Origin of the sequence: Olivibacter sp. 47 (assembly GCF_030372825.1) — a bacterium.
In the GTDB taxonomy this organism is placed as follows: domain Bacteria; phylum Bacteroidota; class Bacteroidia; order Sphingobacteriales; family Sphingobacteriaceae; genus Olivibacter; species Olivibacter oleidegradans.
The window spans coordinates 3,922,230-3,947,003 of record NZ_JAUCNR010000001.1 but is presented as its reverse complement, the minus strand read 5'-3'; the positions used below and the strand labels follow the sequence as shown (position 1 = coordinate 3,947,003).

Here is a 24,774-nt window from a genome sequence, read left to right as displayed (position 1 = left end):
ATATGTCGGTTGTTAAGCACGGTGTATCCACACAATGCTTTGGTTAGTATTTCTTAGTTGAATTCGTTGTTTTTTACCACTTTGTAAGTGTTGCTTTCCCTTAACCTTTCCAGTTACCGGATCGAGGTAAAGCACGATGTATCGCCCCTTACTGTTGGACAGATCGACTTCCAGTTCGTTTAAGCCGTCAGCGTAAATAATTCGCTCTCCAAATTCTCCTTGCAGCATATACATCCCTGCTTTTTCACTTGCTTGTGGCTTCATCTGTGAAGCAGCGGATAAAAAGCCGCTGGGTAGTGAGTTTGGAATGCTTGCCAATGAACCTCCTCCCATGAATACCGCCCAGCCATTACTTTCTGCGCCGTTTGCCGAATAGATCACTGCCTTATCAGGGTACTGTTCCCGATAAGTGGAAACAGCCTGATAAACTTGCTCGAAGGATGTTTTCTTCGGTTTGAACAACCTCGCCTGCTGTCGTGGTGCCAAATGCTGCCCCCCTTTGGGCTCATAAGTGCTACCATCGGCCTGTTTGTACCAATATCGGATGTCAATCACCTTGACGATTTTATTACGCTTTGCATCGGCCAATATCGCATCCTGTACATCTTTCGTAGTGCTCAGCCCGATTAGCGCCTGCTGCTTGTTTTCTATTTCCCACTCCTCAATGACATCCAGCCAAAATTGAACGAAATGCAACGGTCCGGTATACTCTGCGCCCGTTAACTGCAGTACGCCTTTATTTTCCTTGAAATTATTTAGACACTGCCTGATATAGGCACGGTGGATAGCCGCCCGATGTTGATTACTAACATCATAAAATTGGGCATCCATAAAAATCCGCTTGTCGCCGGCATAGGGTGGAGGTTCAGGAAAACCTGTTTGGTTAATATTATTTGCTGTACGCCATGGAAAATCAGCATAATGGGCGCCCGCTTCAATAATATTATGCTGGAAATAGTTTTGATGAACGAGCAAGATGTCCTGTGCTTCTGCGAGGTTGGCGAAAGTTTTTAATCTCGACCAGTACCACTTATTATATTTAGTTAAATCATACTTACTTAAACCATCCCAAGCGAGTCCTTCACCGCTTCTGGCAAGGGTAATTCGTAAAACGGAGGCCATACATCGCCGTCCATACGACGTATACGTTCATGATCATCTCTTCTCCGATCGTACCAAAGCCCATAATTATGTTCAAACGCAACAACCTGCTGATTCTTCAAGGTGTCGACAACGCCCTTTAAATTATCCGTCAGGCCATTTCCTACCTGTCCGGGAACAAAACGGGTGATATGTGGGCGGGCTTTTTCCAGCGCGTAGCGCCGTGCACTGCCGTTCCACCATTGCACATCCTGCCGCTTTCCGGTTAGTACACCTTTTTTACCTACAAGCCAACCATTTTCTATATGTATAGTCGACGGCGATGAAGTAATTGAATTTTCGGCTTTCGGTGAAACCACAATAATCAGCTTGGCTTCTTTGGACTTTAAAGATATAGGGGTGCGTTCACTAGCTTGATCAATAAATTGACTCAATGTCAATTTGGGCTTGCCAGCTAATTGGGTTAACTCCTCGGCAACTTCTACCGAGGGACTGCTGGATGCCTCCGTTTCTTCGGGCATTAAAATTGCTCGTCCGACAGCACGATCATCCAACCGTTGACTTAACTGCGCATAATACAAACTGTAGGGTTTAATATGCTCATTAGATTGTTCCCAATAAGCATTCCCGACAAATTGTGCCCAAGTTCCAAAAGCCCAATTTTGAGCCGTCGGAGGTTGATAACATTCTACGCGAGCAGCCGAACATTGCCAAAACACGCTATTCGCGGCCGCCCAGCCGGCCCCATTCCCGTCCTGTTCCAAATTGGAAAAACGCAGGGCTTGACCGTCAATATTCATACAATCGAACAAGTTCCCAGATGACCAACTATCAACCGCTCCGCTAAAACTGAAAGGTTGTACTGCTTGGCATTGCACAAAGGCATTAGGCCCTGCCGCCATGAAGCCTACTGCATAATCGTGATAACCATATTCTGCATAGAGGCGTTGAAATAGGGTTTGTTGCCCATTGGTAAAAAAAGTATTTCTACGCTGCCCGCCGATCTCTGATATAGGGTCTGTCGATTTACAATCCTCTACGGTTATCCGTTTACCTGTTTCTGCTACATAAACTGCTGAGCCTGCAAAATGTTTAAAATTGACTTGCCGAACCCAAGCATCCTCTACGTTTTCCATTGTTATGGCCGTCCATCGGTGATCTTCATCTTTAGGATTGGAAGCTTCAAAGCTCGACTCCAAACTTATATTTTCAATACCGATTTGCCCAATTCGTCCCTTCCATTGATAGACACTAACTGCTGCTGTATCATAGCGATGATCCAGCGCCGTCGTAATAGGCGCATCAATGTAAATTTTGTTTCCTTCAACTTTTGTAATCTTCCGGTCCCAATAGATATCCCGCTGCCCGGGTTTCCATCCCAGGGATGTAATACCACCTCCAAAATGATCAGTCCCTAGGGTTTTAATCCAAGCCGCTGACGAGCGCCTATGAATGGTGATTCCATCGCCCGGTTTAAGAGACTTACTATTTGTCACCTCGAATGCCATGGCATTCACGGGTACATATTTCGTTTTAATTTTCTGTGTATGGCTTTGCGTACTATCCATTACTCCGACAATTCGGATCAAGGTTTCCCGACTTATACCGGTGCCAATCAATACGGTTCCATTCTCCGTTGCGCCACTGCCACGTAAGACGATGCCCGAAGCGGGAATCACCAAACTGCCATCAATTTGATAAGTACCTTTTTCAAGCAATATAGCACCTCGAAATCCATTTTGATCAAGCGGCAATTGAGCAACGTAGTTTATAGCCGACTGGATAGTAGCCGTTGCATCGGACGTTTGATGTTTAACCAAGGCCTTTGCTTCTACCAAAGGGATCGCTTCCTCCCCTCCTTTATATCCACTGTAGGAAAAATCAGGAATACGATTGCCCAAACTATCTGCCGTATATACTAATTGATTGCTTTCCCATTTCAACGGCGAATCGAGTACGTCTTGGGCATAAAGCGTGTTACCCTTACCTAAGCAGAGCGCAAAGGTAAGGGACCACACTAACCAACTACTAAAACCACAATAAACCATATTAAACCAATCGCAACCAGCGATAATCTTAATTCTTTGCTAAAACCGGCTTCACCGTCTTTACATCTACCAGGCTATTCAAATAATTCTCAATATTCGTATAACTGTTATCCGCATATTTCGATGCGTCACTTGGATCATTGGGATTTAAACCATTCTTTTTTTCCCACTCGTCCGGCATCCCATCCTTATCACTATCCTTATAAGGCGTCCCTTTGTACTCAGGATAGCCGCCTACCTGACTAATATCGGTAATAATACCTTGTTTATAGGAGTCAATTGGCAATCGACGATGTTCAAATTGCGTTTCAGGCAATTTTACATCTTTTAAATAATTTATCTTTCCTGTTCTAACCTGCTCTATAACGCGTGTATCCACCGGATCTCTTTTTGGAAGTGTCGCACCGACATTGTCAAGCACATAATTATAAGCTTCCTTAGTAGGCAGAATGCTGATTTTAGCCATAGGAAGCGGTTTGTCGTACTTCATTTTGGCAAAATAGGTCTTGGCAGTTTCCAAACTCATTTCATTTCCATCTTTTCCTTCAATTTGTACGCCGCCATCCCAATTATCTTTGGTAACCCGTTCATTCCCTTCAACAATATTTCCGGCGACATGCAATCTACCGAATACCACGTAAGGCAATTTGCTTCTACCCGATTCCGGTTTAATGATGCGATAGCCCACTGGTGAGTCCTTCGGTGTGAGTGGACCGGGCTTGTAATAATTATTGATAATATTATACATGGCCTTATAATCGCCCCCATCCGTTGAACGATGCACCCAGTTGAATACTACATTATTAGCAAAATTAAAAACACCGTTCCAACCGACAGAAGGGTTCCGACCTGCATTATCTGCCCATAAATTCCGCATAAACGTACAATTTTCGCCACCTAGGGTACTACCAAAAGCATGGTTCCAGGTGTCTAAAGCTTCTGAGAAAATTGAGTTTTGAATGGTAATATTTACGGTTCCAAGCTTTTCCTCCATCGCTTTCCCGGTACTATCATTATACATGTGGCGATACATCGACATGTTTTCATCCAATCCCCAACTTGCTGAAACATGGTCAACCATAATATTGCCAATCGGATTGCCGCCAATGGCATCGTCTCTTCGTCCAACCCATGTTTCGCCTCTGCGGAAACGCATAAAACGGATAATTACATCATGCGTATTAATCCAAACAGACTCCCCGGCGACACAAACCCCGTCTCCTGGCGCAGATTGACCTGCGATGGTGATATACGGAGCGCGAATAATCAAAGGTGTTTTTAAACGAATAATTCCTGCAACATTAAATACGACGATACGCGCCCCACCCTGCTCGCAAGCCTCCCGCAATGTACCGGGGCCACTGTCTGCTAAGCTCGTAACTACAATTACTTTTCCACCGCGACCGCCAAAAGAATAGGCTCCGCCCCCCTCAGCACCGGGAAATGCCGGAATATCGGCCTGTGGCAAATCAATGGCCTTCGATGCCCAAGGCACATAGGGTTTCCCGTTTTTTGCTTCTTCTTCAATAATAGGCAGGGCTTTTTGCCAAGCAATTTCAGATTGCCATGCTGTGGCCTTCATCATCGAGTCACTCTTCCGCTTGACATCTTGTGGTATTTTTGGGTATTGGGCATATGTTGTTGCAACGATCCCAATAAAAAAGGGTAGCACTAAAAAAAAACTTCTTCATTAGTTTATAGCATTTACTTAAAGGTTAGCTTTTGTTTACCCTACCCGAAAGTAAGGAACCTTGGTTAAATATACAGTATCAAATATCGTCAAGATGACACGAAATATTCTATAGTATATTGACGCGATATTATACAATATTATCTTTCACGAATTTATTACATAGAGAAGGACATTTTTCAATTATTTAGTTGTTATTGCAATCAAGGCTTTAAAAATCGGCAGATAACACTACTTTTCTGCTAATAGATCTAGTCAATATCCTATGCTCATTTCGCCGTCTATCATCTAAAAACAAAAAAGCGACACAATCATTAAGATTGTGCCGCGTATCACCAAAAATTAAACTAATGTATTACAAAAAAGAAGAAACTTATTATCAGTCGTTTTGATGCATTTTAATAACCGGCATCTATTTGAATAAGCGGTTCATCACCAATAACAACATTGTATAAGGTAAGATCTGTAAACGAGGTTATACCATGTCCGGTGAGATCTGACCCATCGTAAACCAAAATATCAAAGTTCTCAGAACTAAAGTAGGGACTGTTAAAATTAATCGTATAAGTACCCTTAGGTAGGGTACCTAAAATACCCGAATCAAAGGTGTCATCATTTGTTTCGAAAGTATAAGTGTCACTGCCACTTGTGAATGTAATAATCCAATTGTTGAAATTACCTGTGTAGGGCAAAATAATAGGAATCTCTACATTCTGCGCATAACTACTCTTAAAACTAGCGAGTAAAATAAAGCTAAATATTACCAACCCTCTCACCATTTGTTGCTTTTTCATATTTATTTAATAAAAGGTTAAACATAACATTCAATTACAGCTTATTGCTGATAGTCATAAGTACCACTAGCCCCGGAATAATCCAACCAGCCTTTTGTCTGCGCCAGCCAAGAGTTGTTACTCAACACCGTTGCCGAAAGCCCGGATAGGTAATAGTTGGGACGGAATAGGATGGTAACCGGTGCATTGTTTACGCGATCCCATTCTTGGTCTAATGGTGTCATCACAAAGTAGTTTTGATAAATTGCCTTTAGCTTGGCGATTTCTTCATTAAAGTTCGCAGCATCAGGATCAATCAGGATGTTTCTATCGGCATTGGTCAGCGGATCCCTACCAAAGGTTTTTGATTGCCAGTAATAGCCTGTACGTTTCGTACCATTTATCGGGCTCAAGCCTAGCTTCTGTACCGAATTGCCACTTTCCTGGATATTATCATAAAGCATCCAACGTTGTATATCCCAAAAGCGCTTTCCTTCATAAGCCAGTTCTACCCTTCGTTCGTATAAACATGCCTCCAAAGCAGCGTATTTAGAGGTCGGCATGCCTATTCCGTAATTATTCGCCGAGGGAATACCAACCCGTTGACGAATTTTGGTCAGGTAGTTCACCGCGTTTCCAATCTCTCCTCGAGCAGCATAACATTCTGCTATATTAAGCAACAGCTCCGCATAACGATACTCAAAGATATCCGTACCGGAAAAAGCAAAGCCGGTGCTATCTGCCGCAGGATCGGACATTTTGCGAACTAGTGCAGGGCTATTGGTTTGGTCATTCGCATAATAGGTCACCTTGGTAGATGTTTCATTGTCTTTCCATCTATAGAACCAGGTCGATTTATTTTCGTTACCCTTAATTCCCCATTTTGATCCGGAGAAAGCGAATGTTCGATAGAACCGAGGGTCTCTGTTTACAAAGAAGAAGGTGTCTACATAATTGTCGGCATTAGGACGCGAACCATCGGCCATTGGAAAAAGATCGAGCATCTCTTTGGGCGCAGCCAGACCTCCACCTCCTCGATAAGAAGCTGGACGAACTTGATTTTCCCATCCATTGTTATAGCCCGCAGAACCGGTGGAGGTAGTTGATAATAAAAAGACCATCAAAGCTTCCGGATTAAACGAATTATCATTTCTAAAGGTCATTTCTGCCCAGTCCTTTGCATTTGAACCAAACAGTCCATACCCAGCACCCGTCAATTTTGTTTCCGCATCTAAGCTGGCATCCAAGGCCTTTTGCCAACGTTCATTAGCTGGGTTATCCCAATCTTTATTAAACAATGGGCTGGCAGCCGTCAATAGAACACGACTTTTCATAGCCAGTGCACCTGCTGCGGTAAGTCGCCCATAGTTGTTTGCTTCGCCGTCCCATCGCATCGGCAACAGTGCGGCCGCCGAATCCAAGTCCTTCACGATTTGCTCAAAACATGCCGACGAGGTAGCTCTTGGCTCTCGAATGGTTTCATCAGTAGCACTATTTTCTTGGACAGTAGTTACCAAAGGTACACCTCCATAAACCCTAACAAGATCGAAGTACTGTAGGGCCCTTAAGAAATACATCTGTCCTTTGGCGGATCTTTTAAAGGAGTCTGACAGTCCTTGCCCCGACTGGTCGATTCTGCCGATCAGGAAGTTTGCAAATCGTATGCGAGTGTAGGGATTATTCTGTACACTGGCCGTTACCGAGTTACCATAATAGCCGTCGGCTTGTGAGGCTAATTGTAAAGTCTTAGTCGGATTGATATAGTCGCCCACCGTGCCTCCTATTTCTTCTGTCATTCTTGACCGATCGTCTTTATACAATCCAACTACCTGCTGTAGCGGGTTTCGGTAACTCACAAAATAATAGTTATACATCCGGTCGATATACCAACCTGTTTGGAGTTCGTTCTCAAAAATACTGTCGTCGTATTTATCGTAACTTTTCATTTCCTCCAAAAAATCTTTCTTGCATCCGACTATTGTAAGTACGGTCATTGCAAAAATCAATATCTTCTTGTTCATGATGATCAAATAATGGTGTGTTATAAGCCTAAATTTATACCCAAAGACCAAGTTCGTAATGTTGGATAACCCAAGCCCGGTGAATCATACATATTACGGTATTTGTTCGGGTAGGGGTTATATAAATCCCAAAGATTGTTTCCCGAAAGAAAAATCCGTACATTATCTACCTTTGCCTTTGTCAGCCACTTCTTTGGCAGGGTATAGCCGATGCTCAAATTACGGACAAACATTCTAAATGTAGGAAGCAAGAAGAAGTCGGAATTTGTTCCACCGAAATCATCGTAATAGGCAATATTGGGATATTTACCATTCGGATTCGTTTCCGGATCGTACATATCGGTCAGATAAATGGACTGCGACCACAACGCGTTTGTGCTGCTGGTACCCTGCTTGACATAATCCAAGTAGTTGGCTCCTCCCCAGGAGGTTGAAATTTGGGCTTGAAACGAAATACCTTTCCATCCCGCAGTCAAATTGGTGGTGATGCCATAAGTCATGTTTGACTTTTTCAGAATTTCCCAATCTTGTCCGGAATCTTTTTCTATGACGCCATTTGGACCGCCGTAGGTCTGTGTACTTTCATCCAATGCACCTCGAACATCCTCATACACCAGCATTCCCTTTCTCATCTGCGATTTATCGGTAATACCCATAAAATTAGGTTCAGCCCCTTCAATACCCGAATTATTCGCATTTTCCGTCAAATAGTTCCAATAGGCATCAATGTCTGCATCGGTACGTAACATACCGTCGCCTCCGGATGTGTGCTTCCATGTTTTATATCCCCAAACAGGATTGCCATATCCGGTATTACCCACGGCGCGCCGCGTAGTCATTTCAGAGGGATAATCAAATGGTTGATCGAAGTATCGCGTGGTCTTGTAATTACCTAAACCGAAGTTCATACCTACGGAGTAGTTCACCTCATTGACATGGCTCTTCCAGGTAACCGATACTTCGGTTCCCCAAGCCTTTACACCTGCGTAGTTCTGTTCAGCAAAGGCCCCTCCCACAGAGATAGGTACTCCGATGGCTCCGGACATATCCGTTAACATGTCGGTAGTCGTATTGTAATAACCATCAAGAGACATGCTAAGTTGTGACTTCAGGAAAGACATGTCTAAACCAAGATTGCGCTGCACGGTGCGGTCCCAACGAAGGTCCCGATTAGGGTCAGCATCCGGTGTTATACCGATCGTATACATCCCACCGTTACTTCCAAAGGCCATTCCTTTATCGGTCGCTGCAGTATATAAGCGAGTCCATTTCCATGGATTTACATTGTTATTTCCGGTAATCCCGACAGAAGCGCGCACCTTCAAATAATTCATCCAGGCAACATGTTCTGTGAACCAATTCTCATCCGATACGACCCAACCTGCAGAAACGCCAGGGAAGAAGCCCCAGTAATTCTCGGGTGCAAACTTTGTAGAAGCATCGGTACGAAATACAAATTGTAAAAGATATCGGCTCTTATAGCTATAATTAACACGTCCCAAATAAGAAAGTGTTCCACTTTCTGTACGATAGGTGATGCTGTTAGACGTGTTTAAGGTTCCGGCAGATATAGAAGTCCCGTTATATACTCCTCTCGTTGGGTTATCGTAAATCTGGTACCGGTCTTCCCATCCGGCGGTTGTTTTTTCAACGCTGAACATGGCACCAATATCATGGTCGCCAAATTTTTGGTTATAGTTGGCAAAGAAGTTCAGCTGTTCGTTCTTGGAAGTTGTGTTGTCATAAGTAACGCGGGAATTGGCCCGATTAAGTACCGGATCATCCCATTGTGTGGTGTTGGAATATAAATGGTTATCTGCCGTATTAATGTTACGAGCCCGTGCTAACAATAGCGGCATCTGAACCTGCTCTGTATTGCCTGACGCTTGAATAATTCCATAATTAAATTTGAACGAGAGTCCTTTTAGGAAAGGCACATCGTATTGCAAAGAGAAATTGGCATTATAATTAAAATCCTTATTGGTGGTCTTGGAACCATTATTCAACATATCATAATAGTTCCAAATTGCTCAGGGAACTGTTACCTGATACATTTCCCAATTTATTGGGCCCTAATGCAGGAGAGACATACTGGTCGACTCCGTTTATATTGTACATCCATGGGATGTATTTTGGCATATGCAGTAATACGCTATAATCATTCTGTTCACCACCGACAGCATATCCGTCGCTAAAATTGATCTTTGTAAAGGAGCGCTCCAAATTGGTATTAGCCGCAGCTATCGTAGCGCTCAATCGCAGGTCACTTGCTACCTTCACTTCGGTACCCGCCCTGAAAGTCCACCGCTTGAAATCCTGCGATCCCAGATTGGCACCCTGTGTATAGTAAGAAGCGCCTGTATAATAGGTTGCTTTTTCAGAGCCTCCGCTAACGTCCAATGAGTGCTGCATGGTGTGGGCAGCTCGCCAATCGTTCGCCAACCAATCGTAATTCAGTGATTCCATTTGCGAAAGCTCTGCATCCGAGTAAAAGTAATTGTCGTTCCAACCGAGCGCCCTGCCAAACTTATTGGCAAATTCCCCATATTGCCGAGCGTTCATTACTTTCTCATGGCTTACGGCATCGTTTGTTTGAAACTTAGCGCTATAGGAAATCCGCGGCGCGCCCACTTGGCCTCTTTTTGTCTTTACAACAATGGCCCCTTGGGATGCACGGGAGCCATAGATGGCAGCGCTGGCGTCTTTTAATACCGTTATACTTTCAATTTCTGAAACATCGAGCATATTGAACCTTTCCATAGAAGGCTTGCCATTTTGCGGATCCACCTGAATCACATCGTCAATGATGATCAATGGATAGTCATTTCCGCCATCTTTGCCCCAATTAAATTGTTGCCGGACACTTAAGGTAGCCATGGCTCCCGGTCGGGTACTACCTCCCGTAACATTCAATCCAGGAACCTGCCCTCTTAGTGATTCAGAAACTGAGGCAACGGGTATATCAGCAAGTTTCTTAACGTCCACTGAAACGATCGCCCCGGTCACATCTTTAGCTCGCTGCGAACCGTACCCTACTACAACTACTTCATCTAATGCGCTATTATCTTCCTGTAGAATGACTTCGATTGAGCGCTGGCCACCCAACGCCACTTCCTTCGATTTGTATCCCACATAACTGAAAATCAAAACTTCATTCCCTGTGGGTAAGTTCATTCGAAAAACACCGTTCTGGTCAGTCGTGCTAGTAGTTTTGCTCCCCTTTAACTTGATGCTTACACCGGGAAGAGGCTCTCCCTTTTCATTTTTTACGGTTCCCTGAATGTTGATCCGTGCTGCCGTCGCGCTATTTGCGACCTTAGACGTCTTTGCTGTTGATGCACCCCACGATTTTGATATAGTTAAGATGCTACAACCTACCAGCGCCCACAAAACAAATTTGCTCGCGGCAATAACTGTTTTTTTTAATAGTACGTTCATAAGGTTTGGTTATGTATTTTCGGTTAGTTTAAGGCGAAATCAGTTTAAACCTAATTTCGTTGGCTCTGTTGTTTTTCTTTTAGTTTTTTCTCCCATACTTGTCTGGCAATCTTGGTCTCCACGCCTTCCTTTGATAAATAGTTATTGATTTTCCCCTTGTATTTACCAAACCAAGCATGCTTGGCTTCTGATGAACCTGCATCCATTGCCTTTTCCCTTGCTTCGGTAAGATAGCTGAGAATCTGTGCTTTTTGCGTTTCCGTTAAACTGGGAAGCATATCAAGATAGCCTTTATAGGTAATCGGTAACACATTATAGGTCATCTCATTTTTTACCTGCTCAATCTGTTCTTCATTGAGCTCCTTCCCCAAACGCTTCAGGTACTTTCCGTGAAGTTTGGCTAGTTTTGCTTGGGCAATCTCGTAAGCTTTCTCTGATTGCAGTTTAGCATCTTCTTTCGCTAAACTTGCCTTATAGGATTGCTCTTTCTGTTCCAATTCAGTATGAATCGTATTTAAATCGCGATATTGCCGTACAATAATCGTCCGAACCGCCAAACGTTTCGCGTCATTTAAATTCAGTTTGTCAACAATCTTCTGTGCTCTTTTGGTAATAACTTGGGTATAGTCGTCTTGTTCAAAAGCATACAGCTTTGGCAATAGGATCACCAAGAACAGCATGATAACCGAGCATATTCTGAGACATTTTTTAGAATCATTCATGGTAATATATTTGGTTAAAGTCCAAAAAACAGTAGTGTTATTATGACATTTTTTATACAAGGAAAAAATTATTCACTCTCCCTTTTACTGTTAATTTTGTGGAACAGATCTATAATTTGTACTATTTCCTTATGGTTAGTAATGCAAATATCAACGCTTACCTGTGTAATTTTTTAGCGATTATTATCTACTTATTATAGGATGTTAGCATAGCTTGAGATCCAAAATCACCGGAATCGATTGCGGAAAAAAGGACTTAATAAAAGCATCAAAATGTACTCGTTATTGAATGTCAAGATTTGAAATAACTAAACCGTTCGATTGAGGCAGTGTCAGCGTTACAACATACTGCCCTGCATTGATCATGGTAGCGGTATTGCTGTATGAATAACTCCACTTCCCAGCACGTGAAGGGGTAAAAAGCGTATTTTCTTCGTGCAATAGGCTCCCATCTAACGTTCGTAGCGTCAATTTCCCCTTTATGGGCTGCTTTAGGTTGTTGGCATACCTCAAGGTGATACTATAGGTATCGGCTACGCCCGTCTTGATCGTCCAATCAATCTGAGCGGGTCCGTTCGCAGGGAGTTTGATCGCCTCCTTTTCCAAATAACGGATAGCTGTTGTTCCACGGGAACGCGTTGCGGTGCTAGGCTTATAGGTTATTGACGTTTTCAGATCATGTGCTGATTGGAGCTTACTTACCGGTACAACCATTACGGGCGCTAATGGCAGATTATTTTTTCCAAACGAAAGATGCACAAAGCTATTCTCCTTAAAACGTTTTCGGTAGATTTTCCAGATTGACGGGGTAGGTCCTCCGCTTGCTATTTTCATTTGTGTATCTTCATAATCCGCTAAGCTATTGTAAACGTTACGGTTATCTTTTGGCAGCAGAACATATACGTCAGCATCCTTCGATACATTAAAGGAAAGCGACTTTTGTTGGCCCGTCAGATTGGCAGGAAAGCGCAGCCAGGTAGCGCCAAATAGCGCTGGCGGAATTACCGTAAAATAGTCGGTTTTTCCGGAAAAGACTTCGTCTCCGATGTCAAGCCAAGTTGATGGCGACAAATCTACGGAATCAGGATCAAATCTTGCTTGCTGAATAAGAAGTGGTGAAGGTGCAGCTGCTTTTATTTTTTCCTTCGCAGCGATGGCGATAGCTGAAACCAACGCCTGACCAGCTGCTACCCTTGGAAAGTTAATGACAATGCGTCCGTTCTTTGCTTTTGCAGCATACGTTCTCTTCAATACCTGGTCATGCCCTACTTCGTTCCATATATCAACATGGCTATCCACAATAGCACCATTGATGGCGATATCGAATAAACGCCATCCTTTGCAATCCATCCCTCCTCCGGTGCCAAACCAAGGTTCGATAAAATACAGTTCCACTAGGTAATCCCCGTCCGGCACGGGAAATTGAAAACCCAATTTGTCTTTCCCGTATCGAAAGGTTTGCAGAAGCGACCAATTGCCGGTCCCCTTTATGGGGTCAAAAGTACGCCGCTGACTTGCAAAAGTTGCAGGCAAATTATCAAAACCGTTGGTCCAGGAAGAAGATCCCCAACCGTCATCAGCCGTTAATGGGCGGTCAGCTTCCCAAACATGTCCTTGTTGGTCTACATACCTTGGTCCCCCGCAGTTTACTCGGTAAATATATTTGTACCCGTTCGTGTCTTTTACTTTTTCATCATCTGTATACAAGCGATTAAAGGCGGGCGCTTGCGGTAAGCCCTGTAAAACAATGAGATCTTCCGCAACTACTTTATCTTTTACATAAGCCTTTGCATGCAATACATTAAACATAATCGGCACCTTATTCCACACAAATGGCTTGCCCATTCCCTCCCTTTTCTTTCTTCCTAGTGACGATCCGTTCACATCATTAAAAAGTTCAACTTCGTCACAATTCGAATAAACAGTGATGTCATTTTTTTCTCCGGGACTTTCCCAACGATTGGGCCAGGTATGCGAAACAATATAGACCATCGGCGACTTTCGCGGATCTACAAAGTTTGCCCGATACATATAATAAGCATCTGTAGGTTCATCCCAGGGCGTGAAGAGCCCTTTGTAGTTTACGGGGCCAATACGATCTAGCTCTCGGATTCCTTCGCCTCCCTGCACTCTACCGGGATTATCGTGGGAATTGAATAGCCAAAAGAAATGACCCGCAACACTGTCCTTCACCTTATCGGCAAGTCTTACTTTGGTTTCCATTAACTCACGCATTCGGTCTTCTGTATTGGCGCTCGTTTTCGTAAACGGTTTTTCGGCATGAAAGTCGATGGTACGCCAGGCACCATATTCCCCTACTAAAATTTGCCTTTTTAAATCTTGGTCGTACACCTCGGGATCACCACCATAAGTTCCGGTCCAATTTTGGGGCACATCCCAATCCGTTCCACTTCCACCGTTACAGGTAGTTACCTTTCTTTGTGAAGAGGTAGTAGGGTCTAAATTCCGGATCAGTTCGGTACATTCCCGAGCAAAGGCTTCCGGTAATGTACTTTCGTTTTCCAGGCCCCATAAAATTACAGACGGACTATTTCTCCGCTCGATAACCCAGTCGGTGAGTAACTTTTTAAAATTCGCCTTAAATGAATCGTTGTTAAACCAAATATGTGCCGCCATTTGGGTCCAACTCAGTATCCCCAAACGATCCCAGTGTTCCTGATAACGCAGATTATGTGGTTGGTGCGCGTCCCGAAAAGCATTGAAGCCCCCCGCTAGGATTTGATTAACACGGGCATCTATTTGTTCATTGCTGAAAGCATGACTTCCCCCCAACATGTGTTCATACTCAGCGATTCCATTAATAAAAAAAGGCTTACCATTAATAAAAAAACGTTTATCACTTCCTTTTCGATCTATTGGCCAGCTTATCCAGCGAATGCCATAAGATGTTTCTACCTGATCCACAACTTTACCATCGATACTTATTTGTGAGGTAATCGTATAGAGATAAGGATCTTGGGGCGACCATAGACGGACGAAGTTCTTCAGCTCAAGTTGTTGCCGGATTTCTTCGGTGCTCTCACCGGCAATTGTTCTTTGTTGACGCTCTTCTGCAATTACATTTCCTCCCTGATCTTTTATCTGTTGCATAATCACTGCGTTTTTTGCTTCCCCACCATAATTTTTAAAGCTCGTGTTTAAAAACAGCTTCGCGTATTTGGAAGTAACGGTGGTATCATTCCATATATGCACACCAAAAGGTTCAATGCGAACGGGATCTGTCACATATAAATGCACCGGTCTAAAGATTCCCAAGGGTTGCGAGCCCTCGGAGAAGCCACGTTCTTCCGAGCAGCCACCACATACCCATGGCAAATCCCGTATAGCAGCCGGATGGTCTGCTCTTACAGCAAGAATATTATCTTTGTCAAATCGCACTGCGTCTGTGATGTCTAATGTAAAGGTAGTGCGGCCACCTGCGTGATATCCTATTTTCTTACCATTTAACCATACCGTTGCGTAAGCTCCCACGCCCTCAAAATAAAGAAAATAACGCTTATCCTTACCTTCGTTTTCAACTCGAAACTTTTTTCTATACCAAGCATAACCATGTGTATTGCCATGAAGTAGTCGGCGATAGCCGGCATAAGTATCCCAATTATGTGGCACCTGCACAGAAAGCCAATCTACCGAGTTATATCCGTCTTTTTCAAAGCCGCTAAAGGCCAACGAATCGGTTTCATGCATGGTACTCACCCAATTATCCGTTAAGTCATACTGCTTACGCGGCTCTTGCGCAAGCGCATATAAGTTAAAGCATATACCTATCCAGAAAAGTCCCAGTCTAATCTTTTGCATTGTTAAAATCGTTTCATGATTTGGCGAACTCTACATTGGTTCTTTGCGAAGAGACACGTCGGCAGGCTTAGATCGCTAAGCCTGTGACGGTCTTCACCAACATTGCACCAACAATTAAATCTTCATTTGGAGTTTCTATTGAGTTTTAGACTGCTATCCAAATAATATGTTTGTCCTTTTTCAGTTTGAAATTGGATTTCTTTGTCTCGATATCGAAGGGAGCACTTCCCGCCTGCGTGCGAGAACACTTCCAAATGGGTCAATAGTCCATTTTGCCATTGATAGCTCAATTCGAAACCGCCCCTTGCACGAATTCCTTTAACAGCACCTGCGTACAGCGCTTTTGGTAATGCCGGAAGAATATCAATGCTACCGAGGTGGCTCTGCAAAAGCATTTCCGCCACACCGGCTGCACCTCCAAAATTGCCATCGATTTGAAAGGGAGGATGTGCGTCGAAAAGATTAGGATAAACACCCCCTCCTGCTTCCTCCGGACTCAGCAATCGGCTGACCATTTTATAAGCGTGCTCCGCATCTTTAAAACGGGCCCAAAGGTTAATCTTCCATGCCAAACTCCACCCTGTCCCGCCATCACCTCTAAAAATCAATGATTTTTTAGCGGCATTCATTAATTTAGGGCTGTCTTGCCAGTTAATTTCGCTCCCTGGATACACCGCCCAAAGATGCGAAACATGCCGATGCTTATTATCAGGATCATCTAGGTCCTCCAGCCACTCTTGCAACTGTCCATATTTTCCTATTTGATTGGGGGCGATCTTTTGGCTTTTCTCCGATAACCTTTGTACAAATTCCTTATCTATATCAAGAATCACAGCAGCGGAAGCGACATTTCTAAACAATTGCCTGATTAGCTGATGATCCATGGTTGGCCCCGCCACCAAGCCTCCTTGTTCCGGAGAATTTGATGGCGTACTAATCAGCCACCCGGTTTTTGGATCGCTAACCAAAAAATGATCAAAAAACAAAGCCGAAGCTTTCATAATGGGATAAGCTTGCTCACGTAGAAAACTTTCATCTTGCGTATAAAGAAAATGCTCCCATAAATGTTGACAGAGCCATGCTCCGCCAGTTACCCATATTCCGTGATTAGGATTATTAATTGGAGCGGTTCCGCGCCATAGGTCTGTATTATGATGTAGCACCCAACCTGGTGCATCATAATACGTTTTTGCCGTCTTCTGCCCTACAACGCTAAGCTCCTTAATCATTTGAAAAAGGGGCTCTTGCAGCTCAGAAAGATTGGTATTCTCCGCTAACCAATAATTCATTTCCGCATTGATATTGGTGGTGTATTTACTTCCCCAAGGTGGTGTCAGTAAATCGTTCCATATGCCTTGCAAATTAGGCGCCAATCCACCGGATCTCGAACTGGATATCAACAAGTACCTTCCATATTGGACAAATAAGGCCAATAAATTCGGGTCACGCGATTTTACAAACTGTGCAATCCGTTGATCAGTAGGGAGCGAGTTTGAAGCTTCGTCCGCTTCAAACTTTAATGAAAATTTGGTAAAATATTGTTGATAGTCTTGTATATGTGCCAGTCGTATCACATCGTACGACTTATTTTTAACCTTGTTTAGTTGCGATTTGGCAATCTCCTCAGCATCACCCGACACGTCGTTATAGCTTTTATAATTTGTGGCCGCCGTTAGGAATAAGGTTGCTTGATTAGCACCCAATATTTTAATTTTTCCGTCTCCGACATGGAGTTCTCCTCCTTCATGCCTTACATGCAAGAATCCTACGCCTCTTAGAACTCCTTGTTTAACCTGAACCGAAATCCGAATGGTGGAATCGTCAACTTTTTCCACGTTATAAGTCTTATGGGGAGACGCTAAGGATGCATCAAAACTAATTTGCCGAGGTCGATCAGCTGTTAAGTGAATTGCTAAACACGCATCGGGTGCACTGGAGAAATAGGTTCGTTCGAAAGACACACCATTCTGTACGTAACTTGTTTTGCAAATCGCTTGTTCTACGTCAAGTGTGCGTTTGTAATTGCTAAACGGTGCCTGAGACCCAAAATCCAGCAGCAAATCACCGAATGGCTGATATGACTCCTGGTATTTTCCTACCCGAGGTGCTTCATCGTTTTGTATCCAGTATTTCCACGTATCCGTTAAATAAACTGATTCATCTGCCGTATTTTCCTTTAGAAATACGCTTAATTTCCGACTGGGATCTTTATAGCCTACCAAACCACCTTTGTCATCGTAATTGATCACCTGGATGGCAATTTGATTTTGTGCTTTTACTAAATCTTTGGGAATGGTATATAGCCTTCCTTGATTTGCATCATGAGTAGTGCCGATCAATTTACCGTTAATATAGGTAAAATCCTGATCCCGTATTTTCCCCAAGTCGACAACTAATTCCCGCCCGATCCATTCTTTCGGAACGTTAAAAGTAGTCCGGAGCCAAACGGCGCCATCAAGTCCCTGAAAACCTTCCTTTTCCCAGCCGTCTCGCGACGGGACACGCATTTCTCTCCATGTCTTATCTTCAAAATGTTCTTGTGAAGGATTTTTAGGCTGTTGCTCAATTGCTCTTACGGCCGTCAGCCAAGGTTCGGGTGGATCGGAAATAGACTTAGTTCCCATGAAATGACGCCCAGCCAGCTCTTCCGCAGCTTGCTGCTTTCCTTCAGATAATAGCTTTCTAATCTCACCGAGATAATTCTTTGCGCCGGGTTGATTATAGTTTCTGGGACCACCCGTCCATAACGAGGATTCATTAAATTGAATACGATCCGCTTGTACCCCCCCAAATACCATGGCACCCAATTTTCCGTTGCCAATGGGAAGTGCTTCCGTCCAGGTATTAGCGGGATGCTGATACCATAGTGTTAAATCCTGTCCATACAGATTTCCCCTTATGAACACAATAAAGCAAAAGACGCAAAAGAATCGATATAGTTTTATCCAGCTCATTTTTCTAGGGTGACGGCGTTTTCAGGAGCATCGCTTATATATAAAGGGTTTTGAACAAGACGTAGGTCATTCGCCTTCAAGAGTAAAGCCTCCGTCTCATTACCGCTCGCTTCGAGAAATGTCTTAATGGGTTCCATGATCAAACAATTGGCAATAAAAGCACGTTTTACATTATTGAATTTCAATGTTGCGCTACCGCTAAAACCGGCAGCGGTCCGCAACCCATTGATCTGTAAACCGCTAACATTGGTAGCAGCAATTGCCGGTCCGGTGGAAGGATTAACGGATACATTGGAGAACACAATGCCTTTCGACGCCCGGATATCGAAACCTGTTTTTGTTTCCATCACCATATTGCTGAACGATACATTTTCAATAGGCATCTCTTCCAGTCCATTTAAATAGCCCGCCTGCTCACCTTGCGCAGTAATGTTACTCAAGTGGATATTGCTAAACCTAGGGGTTCGTTCGGAGACCGGCTCCCTATCCGTTTTGGCATACTGCATATCCAGCACAATGGCTTGCTGTTTGATGTTTTTCATGACGATATTACTTACTTGGATATCCTCAACAACACCTCCTCTTCCGCGCGCTGTTTTTATGCGGATACCACGATCCGTACCATCGAAAATACAATTCGAAATGACGATCTTTTTTACGTCACCCGACATCTCGCTGCCTATGACAACACCTCCGTGACCTGATAGCATGGTACAGTTGGTGATGGTATAATTTTCAGCGGGACGAGCTTCTTTCCTTCCTGAACGGTCTTTTCCTGACTTAATCGTAATGCAATCATCGCCAACGCTAATGTGGCAGTTGGATATATGGACATTGCTGCACGACTCCGGGTTAATACCGTCGGTGTTAGGCGATGGGGGATTATTAATGGTAACTCCATCGATCGTTACGTTATCACAAAACTCGGGATTGACCGTCCAAAATGGCGAGTTTTTGATGGTAATACCATCTATGCGCACGTTTTTACAATACATGGGTTGGATAAAGGGAGGCCTCAAAAAACCACGTTCCACCCACCCTGGTAAATCCGGATGCAGTACATTCTTATTCAACTTATGAAATTCTTTCTGCCATTTTGATTCGGGCGAGTTCTTTACATGAACTTCAGAGTAAGCCCACCATTTCTTTCCATTCCCATTAAGCGTTCCTCTTCCGGTAATGCGGATATTCTCTGCTTCATACGCGTAAATGAAAGGGGAAAAATTGGCAACCATGGTTCCCTCCCACCGGCTTGGCACCATGGGTAGGTAATGGTCGAAATTATCACTGAAGCAAAGTTCTGCACCTGCTTCAATGAAAAGGGTAATATTACTTTTTAAGTGGATAGGACCGGTAAGATAGGTTCCCGGAGGAAAATAAATGGTGCCACCACCGGCTTGTGAGGCTTTTGCAATCGCTTCTTTAATCGCCGTAGTGGCTAATGCCGAGCTATCGTTTTTCGCGCCGAAATCCAACACATTCAACGCCAATTGTGCTTGTGCAACGAAAGAAAATAATGTACAAAAAAGTAAAAGATATAAGCTGCGCATTTTTTAATTGATTTTAGCGGTCAGTTGGCCCAGGCTTTTGCCGGAGGCAACACGTTTGCCATCTACGAACAAGATAAGTCCTTTGCCTTTGCCATATTTTTTGCCGGTTTTATCCCATAAAACGGTTAATGTTCGACCATGATAGACGAGGTTATCCAAACAGAACCAATCCCATGTATCCGGTACAAGTGGTTTAATGCTTAGGTGATTCGTACTTCCCGGCTTTAAGCCTATAAGATCATTAATCACTAAATCACAAAATCCGGAGTGGTTATAAAAAGTGCTCCGCGGATTATCTCCTTTTAACCAGTATCCGGTTTTCTCATCCTGATACTCGCCAATATATGGTTTCCCATTTTTTTGATGCGAGCGCGCATATTGATGCAGCTTTTCATAGAATAGCTTACGATCTATGCCATCGCGATTTCTATAATTCGTGAGCAAATTTGCCAGTCCTTTCAGCGTCTGGGTAGTGGCAAAAGGCCAGATGGCGCCGTCCCACTCGCAACTATGTCCGGTACCACGTGTACGGAAAGTAGGCTCTCTTCGCTCGGCGGTGGTTAAACCCCAAGGCGCCTGGAAACCTGCAGTATCGGTAAGTTGTAGCCAAGCTTTCGCAAACTCGACTTGATCGGGGGGCAGGTTAAAGTACCAGGGAATAAATCCAATGGCCTCGCGTGCGGCAAGTTGACCATCCGGATGACGTGTACGAAAAAAATCACCTTCGGAGCCCCAAAGGCTGTCAACCACCAACTTTTCAAGTATACTTGCTTTGCGATTATATTTATCAACTAAACTATCTATTTGGAACAGTTTACCCATTTTCGATAAGGCTTGCGCATTGCCAAACATATAGCTATTGATGCTTGGTCGCCTATTTTGTACTCTTCTTCCCCCACTTACGGATTCTTCCATCCCGTCTTTTACATCATACTGCCAGAATAGTCCGCTGGGCAATTGACGCTCACTTTCCCAACGTTCATAGTCTTTATCCAATAACGGTAGCCATTTCACCAATTGCTCTTTATTTTGTTGCACCAGGTATAAATTATACACAGCATCACTCAACCAGCTACTAAAGGAATGAAATTTTGAAGGTTTAAATGTTGGTTCTTTGATCAACCAGAAATCGATATATTGTCTGATATATTCTTGATTTCTAAGCCACCTTCCCTCATAGATATGATGCCCCAATGCACAACTGATCGCACCATATTTTCCCTCGTGTTTAACCGGTTCAATAAATTCCGTAAAAATGAAGCCATGGGGTGTTTCCTTTAAGTGCTTTCTAAAACTCCACCACCGATAATTATATATTTGTTGAATGGCTGAGTCAGGACATTCAAATAGGGGAATATTTTTCGCCAACCATTCAAACGATTGGCTATTGGACACGAAGTTGACAACTACTTCACTATCAATGCTATTAAAATATGCCACGTCTCGTTTTAAAGCTTCCGTTGTCAACACGAAAGGTTTGGCTTGTCCAAAAGACGAAAAGCCCAAACCGACGCAGAATAAAAGCAATAACAGTGTATATCTATCTCTTCGTTTCAGTATCATCATTCGCATTATTTTCGTTTTGATCACGCTATGTTCAGCTCAAAGCAATATCGGTAGGAATATCGAGTTGCTTAGCTAATATCGTATAATCTTTGTATAGTTTATCGATTGCCAATTTAACTTGCGCATCGAAGTTTCCAGCTTTTCTCCGACTATACAAGGATATATTTAATCCCCTTTTTTGTAAAAAATATTTTGCAACAATAGGATATACATGATGCATAACATCCATATTGTCGGTTAGAAACTGCTGCACCAACGCCATTTGTTCTGAAAAACCAGGATCATTGCAATGCTGACATAGCCAAACAATCAACTCGGGGAAATAATTACCCTGTATACAGGATAAACCGGCAGCACCTGCTTTTAGCGATTCAACAGCATGTACCATGTAAGCGTCATATAAGCCGAAGTCATGATTTTTAACCTGAGCCAGTTTAGATTGAATTTGTTTAATATCCAAACAAGTATCTTTGTGATAGATAATCCTTCCGGAAGCAACAAAGCACCCCAATTGATCAGGATGAAGGACACGTTTATAGGGTTCAGGGCATTCGTAAAAGCCTAATGGAATGTTCTCGGTTAATTCAAACAGTTCAAATATACGTTCCTCGAACACAGCGTCGCTTTCGTCTTCAGCAGCAATTAAACCTGTTATCAGAATGACGGCATCTACGCCTAACGAATATACCTGGCGAACAAAATCTGCTTGGACAGCAATATTCCCTTTAACAGAACTGGCTGCCACGACCGGAATGCGTTCATCTACCTGTTCTACCACCGCCCGAATAACCCGTAAACTTTCTTCTGCGGAAAGTTCAAACATTTCACTCGACTGGCAGTTCGCGAAAAGACCCGACGCGCCAGCCGATATATAAAATTCCGTTAGCTGGCGAAGCCCTTCAAAATCTATCTCCCCATTCTCGAGATAAGGCGTAAGCATAACGGGGATAAATCCCTTTTCTTTCTGTTTCATTTCTATAGATTAGTTCTTTTTTGGCTATCCGATTTGCGACCTTAATATGAGTTCTTCAGCATTCATAACAAGATGCAAATAAATGGTTAGAACAATAGCAAAGTTATTCCCGCTTTAAAGATGTTTCTTATAATATGTTTGCTGTAAATTATAGGATATTAGCGTATGAGGCAATAAGCTGTAACCTATAGGCAATAAGCCTTAAGCCGTAGGCTATAAGCTATTCATCGTTCATCATTTATAATTCATCACTACTTAACTACTTTCCTACTCAACTTTTTAACCATTGGCTAATTATCAAGCCTTCTGAGATCAGCTATCAGCTTTCGGTCGCACTAGCCTCTCATTATCACATTGGCTAATTAACTAATTGGCTAATTAACGACTCCCTCCTTTCCACGAAGATAAGCAGCGAACGTCCCTACCAAATAGATCGTCAATGTGCCAACAACAATGATCATATTAGCGTGCAAGGTGCTTTTGAGATAAGGATAATCTGCCGGAATTAAATACGAGAGACTCGTCCAGATAATTACCAGTATGCCTACAATGGTTGCCAAAATCGCGTCACTGTTTCCGGCATGCTTATTTAGAATTCCCAATAAAAAGAGGCCCAACATACCTCCTGCAAATATTCCCGATAGTTGCCACCAGATGTCTAAAATGCTTTTTACACCGATCATCATAATTCCAGTCCCCATTCCTAGCAGACCAAAAACAACCGTAGCCACGTGCAATAAGCGTAAGGTTTGTTTATCATCTTGATCTTTCCTTATATACCGTTGATAAATATCTACCGAAAAAACAGTCGCCGAAGCATTCATTCCCGAACTGATCGTGCTCATGGCCGCTGATAAAATAGCCGAAACTATGAGGCCTATCAGCCCCGTCGGAATTTTAGTTACCATAAAATGGGGCATTACTTTATCCCCATAATCTGCCGGTGTTAAAGTGGCAGCCAATGCTGACAGGTCGTGGGATGACGCCGCTGCACCCAAACGTTCTGCAGCAACTTGCAATTTTATCGGTTCAATTAGCGCTGGATTAATCTCATAATAAGCAAACAAGCATGCTCCAATAATAAAAAACAACAGAGATGCCGGAAGATAGATCCAAACACACAACCAAACGGATTTACTGGCTTCACGAGGCGACGATGCCGTATGATAACGCTGTACATAATTTTGGTCCATCCCAAAGTTATTTAGGTTTATAAAAAAACCATACAGCAGTACCACCCAAAATGTCGAATTTGTAAAATCGGGAGCGAAGCTACCTAAACTAAACTTGCTATTGGTTTGGCCAATCTCCACAATCTTGGGGATTCCCCCTGGCATATTGGAAACAATCAAATAAATAATCAATACGGCTCCAAGTGTTTTAATTACGCCCTGTACCACTTCTGTCCATATAACAGCTTCTATCCCACCCATAACCGTATAGATGATAATACAAATACCCGTAACTAACATAATGGCTTCCATTGAGTAGCCCGTAAGTGCTTGCAAACTGAGCGCAATGCCAAAAAATACGGAGCCCATCCGAGCAAGTTGTGTTAGCAGAAAACAAACCACGGCATAAGTTCTTGCCCAAGGCCCAAAACGATGCTCCAAATGCGTATAGGCGGATACTTCTCCCGAGCTGCGATAGAACGGAACAAAGTACTTAACAGCAATCCAAGCAGCCAATGGCATTGACAGGCTAAACACAAAGGAGTTCCAATTACTACCGAAGGCTTTTCCAGGCACTCCCAAAAAGGTATTACTACTTAAAAAAGTTGCATATATAGATAAACCGATCGCCCAACCGGGAATTAGCCCGGCCGCTTTTGTGAACTGTTCAGCATTTTTGTTCTTTCTCGAAAACCAAACGCCAACCAATACCATAGCTAACAAATAAAAGGCGATGATTACCAAATCTATAATCGGAAGGTTTTGCATCATTGTAATTAGTTAGTACCCATCTCGTCACCACCGAAGTGACTAAGTCATAAAGGTAAGGACAAGTTACAAAAGTGAAGCTTTTTGACGTTTTGTTCTTCAACATTCTTAGCTTTTTTCTATATGAAATTATCAAGTAACGCTTTTTCTTCCGAAAACTCTAGATAATTGCAATAAAG

12 protein-coding genes and 1 pseudogene are annotated in these 24,774 nt (G+C 43.2%); all 13 read right to left on the bottom strand.

Annotated features, from left to right (window positions below; genetic code table 11):
- Window positions 1-12 precede the first annotated feature (12 nt).
- Window positions 13-1,901, bottom strand: a pseudogene (locus QT327_RS17345) (DUF6298 domain-containing protein).
- A gap of 1,276 nt (window positions 1,902-3,177) precedes the next feature.
- Complete coding sequence (locus tag QT327_RS17340; RefSeq protein WP_289553574.1) at window positions 3,178-4,734, bottom strand: polysaccharide lyase; 1,557 nt, start codon at window positions 4,732-4,734, stop codon at window positions 3,178-3,180.
- Window positions 4,735-5,237: 503 nt separating this feature from the next.
- On the bottom strand, window positions 5,238-5,633 hold the full coding sequence (locus QT327_RS17335; RefSeq protein ID WP_289553572.1) for a hypothetical protein: 396 nt from the start codon (window positions 5,631-5,633) through the stop codon (window positions 5,238-5,240).
- 41 nt (window positions 5,634-5,674) lie between these two features.
- Window positions 5,675-7,633 carry a RagB/SusD family nutrient uptake outer membrane protein gene (locus tag QT327_RS17330; protein ID WP_289553571.1) on the bottom strand — a complete coding sequence of 653 codons (1,959 nt, stop codon included), beginning with the start codon at window positions 7,631-7,633 and terminating at the stop codon, window positions 5,675-5,677.
- A 20-nt stretch (window positions 7,634-7,653) separates the two neighbouring features.
- Window positions 7,654-9,642: a SusC/RagA family TonB-linked outer membrane protein gene (locus tag QT327_RS17325; protein WP_289553570.1), complete on the bottom strand. Its 1,989-nt coding sequence runs from the start codon at window positions 9,640-9,642 to the stop codon at window positions 7,654-7,656.
- A 1-nt stretch (window position 9,643) separates the two neighbouring features.
- The gene (locus QT327_RS17320) at window positions 9,644-11,071 is read right to left on the bottom strand and encodes a SusC/RagA family TonB-linked outer membrane protein (RefSeq protein ID WP_289553568.1); all 1,428 of its coding nucleotides are present in this window, start codon (window positions 11,069-11,071) and stop codon (window positions 9,644-9,646) included.
- 50 nt (window positions 11,072-11,121) lie between these two features.
- Window positions 11,122-11,793, bottom strand: a complete 672-nt coding sequence (locus tag QT327_RS17315) for a DUF3826 domain-containing protein (protein ID WP_013665581.1) — start codon at window positions 11,791-11,793, stop codon at window positions 11,122-11,124.
- Between the two features lie 282 nt (window positions 11,794-12,075).
- A complete protein-coding gene (locus tag QT327_RS17310) occupies window positions 12,076-15,612 on the bottom strand; it encodes a malectin domain-containing carbohydrate-binding protein (protein ID WP_289553566.1) in 3,537 nt (1,178 codons plus the stop codon).
- Window positions 15,613-15,734: 122 nt separating this feature from the next.
- A complete protein-coding gene (locus QT327_RS17305) occupies window positions 15,735-18,566 on the bottom strand; it encodes a glycoside hydrolase family 95 protein (RefSeq protein WP_289553565.1) in 2,832 nt (943 codons plus the stop codon).
- Window positions 18,563-20,116 (bottom strand): glycoside hydrolase family 28 protein, encoded by a 1,554-nt coding sequence (locus QT327_RS17300; RefSeq protein WP_289553564.1) that lies wholly within the window; start codon window positions 20,114-20,116, stop codon window positions 18,563-18,565. Before QT327_RS17300 ends, QT327_RS17305 begins: the two co-directional genes overlap by 4 nt.
- A gap of 3 nt (window positions 20,117-20,119) precedes the next feature.
- Window positions 20,120-21,682 (bottom strand): MGH1-like glycoside hydrolase domain-containing protein, encoded by a 1,563-nt coding sequence (locus QT327_RS17295; RefSeq protein WP_289553563.1) that lies wholly within the window; start codon window positions 21,680-21,682, stop codon window positions 20,120-20,122.
- A gap of 31 nt (window positions 21,683-21,713) precedes the next feature.
- Complete coding sequence (locus tag QT327_RS17290) at window positions 21,714-22,655, bottom strand: dihydrodipicolinate synthase family protein (protein WP_289553561.1); 942 nt, start codon at window positions 22,653-22,655, stop codon at window positions 21,714-21,716.
- Window positions 22,656-23,029: 374 nt separating this feature from the next.
- Window positions 23,030-24,598, bottom strand: a complete 1,569-nt coding sequence (locus QT327_RS17285; RefSeq protein WP_246860253.1) for a sodium:solute symporter family protein — start codon at window positions 24,596-24,598, stop codon at window positions 23,030-23,032.
- Window positions 24,599-24,774 lie beyond the last annotated feature (176 nt).